Origin of the sequence: Caldisalinibacter kiritimatiensis, assembly GCF_000387765.1 — a bacterium.
In the GTDB taxonomy this organism is placed as follows: Bacteria; Bacillota; Clostridia; order Tissierellales; family Caldisalinibacteraceae; genus Caldisalinibacter; species Caldisalinibacter kiritimatiensis.
Genome location: NZ_ARZA01000261.1, coordinates 1 through 3,389, shown reverse-complemented (window position 1 = coordinate 3,389; position 3,389 = coordinate 1). Strand labels below are relative to the sequence as shown.

At 26.3% G+C, this 3,389-nt stretch carries 3 protein-coding genes; all 3 read left to right on the top strand.

Going from position 1 to position 3,389, the window contains the following annotated elements:
* A partial coding sequence (locus tag L21TH_RS11770; RefSeq protein WP_006316687.1) for a TlyA family RNA methyltransferase occupies nt 1–714 on the top strand: 714 nt, incomplete at its 5' end.
* A 136-nt stretch (nt 715–850) separates the two neighbouring features.
* Nucleotides 851–1,315, top strand: coding sequence for an arginine repressor (locus tag L21TH_RS11765; protein ID WP_006316686.1), 465 nt, complete (start codon nt 851–853; stop codon nt 1,313–1,315).
* 1 nt (nt 1,316) lies between these two features.
* Nucleotides 1,317–3,017 (top strand): DNA repair protein RecN, encoded by a 1,701-nt coding sequence (gene recN, locus L21TH_RS11760; RefSeq protein WP_006316682.1) that lies wholly within the window; start codon nt 1,317–1,319, stop codon nt 3,015–3,017.
* Nucleotides 3,018–3,389: the final 372 nt, after the last annotated feature.

Sequence of the window (3,389 nt, the reverse complement as noted above, 5' to 3'; positions counted from 1 at the left end):
ATGGTCTATATAGATAACAGAAGAGTAGAAAAACCTGGAACTAAAGTTGATGTAATGAAGGATATAAAGCTTAAAGGTAATTCGATACCTTATGTTGGTCGAGGTGGTTTAAAATTAGAAAAAGCAATTAACGAGTTTTCTTTAACTGTAGAAAATAAAGTTGCAATTGATATTGGGGCATCTACAGGTGGATTTACAGATTGTATGCTGCAGAATGGAGCAAAAAAGGTATATGCAATAGACGTAGGATATGGGCAGTTAGCGTGGAAGCTAAGAAAAGATGAAAGAGTTATTCCGATTGAAAGAACAAATATTAGATATGCTACAAAAGATACAACAGGTGAGTTAGCAGATTTTATTAGCATAGATGTATCTTTTATATCTTTAAGGCTTGTTTTACCTGTGGCTAAAGAATTATCTAATGAAAATGCAGATATTATAGCACTTATAAAGCCACAGTTCGAAGCAGGGAGAGAAAAAGTTGGAAAAAAAGGAATAGTGAGAGATATAAATGTACATAGAGAAGTAATTTATAGCATTAATGAATTTTGTAGTTCAATAGATTTATCAATCAAGGATTTGACTTATTCACCAATAAGAGGTACTGGAGGTAATATAGAGTATCTAACACATATAGTAAAAAATGACGTTAAAAATAATGATATTGAAAATCTAATTGAAAAAGTAGTAGCTCAATCTCACAAAGAACTTTAAATGGCATATATATGCCATTTTTATATTTTTTAAAGAAATAGTTTTTTTATAATTATACATTTGTTATAATGATTATAAGCTAAAAGGTTCATAATAAATGAAATTTCAAAATGTTTAGTGCAAGAGGAGGATTAAAATGAAAAAGTACGCTAGACAATCAAAAATATTGGAGTTGATAGATGATAAAGAAATAGAAACACAAGAGGAATTAGCAGATAATTTGAAAGATTTAGGAATAGATGTAACACAAGCTACTATATCTAGAGACATTAAAGAACTTAGATTAGTTAAAGTACTATCTAAGAGTGGAAAATATAAATATGCACCTATGGGTCATAAAACTGAGGGAATAAGTGAAAGACTTATTAAAATATTTGAAAATTCAGTATTATCGATAGAAAAAGCAGGAAACTTACTAGTAATAAAAACACTGCCTGGTGCTGCACAGATTTGTGGATCAGCGATTGATTCATTAAGTGTTGAAGAAATTGTAGGTACAATTGCTGGTGATGATACTATATTTGTTGCAATCAGTAATATTGATAAGGTAGATAATATTTTAGATTTATTTAATAATATTTTAGATAATGGAGGTATCTAAAATGCTCCTAGAACTAAATATAAAAAATTTTGTTATAATAGATGAACTAAATATTTCTTTTGATAAAGGTTTTAATGTTTTTACAGGTGAAACTGGTGCTGGTAAATCTATTATAATTGATGCCATGAATATAGTTTTAGGAGGTAGAGCTACTAAGGAATTTGTTAGAACAGGTGAAGAAAAAGCAGCTATAGATGCATTGTTTAATATAAGTAAAATAAATGGTATCGAAGAAATATTAGAAGAACTAGGTATAGACAAAGAACAAGATAATACTTTATTAATATCTAGACAAATTTATAATACTGGTAGAAGTATAGCAAGAATTAACGGTAGAACAGTAACGTTATCTATGCTGAAAAAGTTAACAAGTAAATTAGTTGACATACATGGGCAACATGAGCATCAATCTTTACTGTCACCTGAAAAGCATGTAGAGTTTATAGATTCATTAGGTTCAAATAATATACGTAAAATAAAAAATGAAATTGTTTATTGGTATGATAAGTTAAAAGATAAAAAGAAAAGTTTAGAATCATTATCATCAGACGATATGGAGAGAGAACGGAAGATTGATTTATTAAAATTTCAGATTGAAGAGATAGATAATGCTAATCTTAAAACCAATGAAGAAGAAGAATTAATAGGCGAGTATAAAGCTCTCTCTAATACAGAAGATATAATAAAGACTGTAGGATTAATAAATGAGATGTTATGTTCAGATAATTATAGAAATGACTCAGTAATAGATAGATTAAGTAAAATATCAAGCTTGTTGACTAATATTGCTAAATATGATAATAAATTAGATAAATATTTGGAATTGATAAATGATATTTTGTATCAATTACAAGATATTTCTATAGAATTTAGAAATTATCAAGATAATATTAATTATGATGAAGAAAGATTAAAATTTTTAGAAAACAGGATAGAGTTAATAAATAACTTAAAAAGAAAATATGGACAAGATATCAAAGAAATAATAAAATATAAAGAAAATATTGAAAAAGAACTAGATTTTATAATTAATAGCGAAAAAGAAATAAAAAATTTAAAAGATGAAATAAAAGAGATTGAGAATATATTAGACGATTTATGTAAAAAACTAACTATTGAAAGGAAAAAAGTTGGAAAGCAATTAGAGATAAATATTATTAACGAACTTAAAGAAATGAACCTTAAAAATGTAATTTTTAAAATCAAATATGATAAATTTAACTATTTCACAAGAAATGGTATAGATAAAATAGAATTTTTAATTTCTACAAATCCTGGAGAACCTTTAAGACCACTTTCAAAAATTGTTTCTGGTGGAGAAATGTCAAGAATTATGTTATCATTTAAGAATATTTTAGCTGAAGTAGATAATATACACTGTTTGGTGTTTGATGAAATAGATACTGGAATAAGTGGTAGGACAGCTCAAATAGTAGCAGAAAAGATTTCTAAAATCGCAAAAACTCATCAAATTTTATGTGTTACTCATTTACCACAAATCGCATCTATGGCAGATAGCCATTTCTTAATTGAAAAAAATGTTAAAGAAAGTAAGACTGTTACTAGTGTACATAAATTAGATTATGAAGAAAGAATAGATGAAATGTCTAGATTATTAGGAGGAGTAAATTTAACAGATACTACTAGAAAACATGCTGAAGAGATGCTGAAACTGACGAAAGTGTGCAAAAATAGCTTATAAAAACAGCTGCAGAGGTAGCTGTTTTTTATTTTAAATATTTAAAGAACTATATTACGGAAATTGAGATTTCAGTTTACATTTTAATAAAATTTTATATAGAATAAAAGATTAATAAAACGGCTAAATTAAGTATACAGATTAGTTTTTTATTTTTAGGAGGTGTAAAAGAAAGGAAAAGGGAAAATAGGAGTGTGATTTTTTTTGAATATCTATTCAAAATCTAATAAGAAGTTTTTTTTAGTATTAATGTTACTAGTTGCAATATTATATTCAGTTCAAATTTATGAAATATTCCATTTTCCCTCTCAAATAGATATTTTTAAAGGCGAAAATAGAAAAATAAATATAATATATCCTTTTACTTTAACCGTT